The organism is Corynebacterium frankenforstense (assembly GCF_030211955.1).
In the GTDB taxonomy this organism is placed as follows: domain Bacteria; phylum Actinomycetota; class Actinomycetes; order Mycobacteriales; family Mycobacteriaceae; genus Corynebacterium; species Corynebacterium frankenforstense_A.
The window spans coordinates 1-231 of sequence record NZ_JASODI010000112.1; the positions used below are offsets into that span (position 1 = coordinate 1).

Below are 231 nucleotides of genomic sequence, written 5' to 3' on the forward strand. Positions count from 1 at the left end.
CCAGGTAGTCCTGCACCCACGGCTCGAAGGTGCCCAGGTCTTCGCCCACGACGACGGCCCCAGCGAGCTCGGCCTCAAGTGCGAGAATGCCGACCATGGCCTCGTGGTCGAAGTACAGGTAGGTGCCATTGACGGGGGACTCCATGCGCGGCATGACCCAGAGGCGGAACATACCCAGCACGTGGTCAACACGAATGCCACCTGCGTGGCGAAGGATTGTGCGCAGCATGT

General features: G+C 63.6%; 1 protein-coding gene. It reads right to left on the minus strand.

The annotated features are described in order from the left end of the window. The coding region (locus QP119_RS11745; protein ID WP_284776355.1) for a 4-alpha-glucanotransferase at positions 1-231 on the minus strand (231 nt) is incomplete at both ends.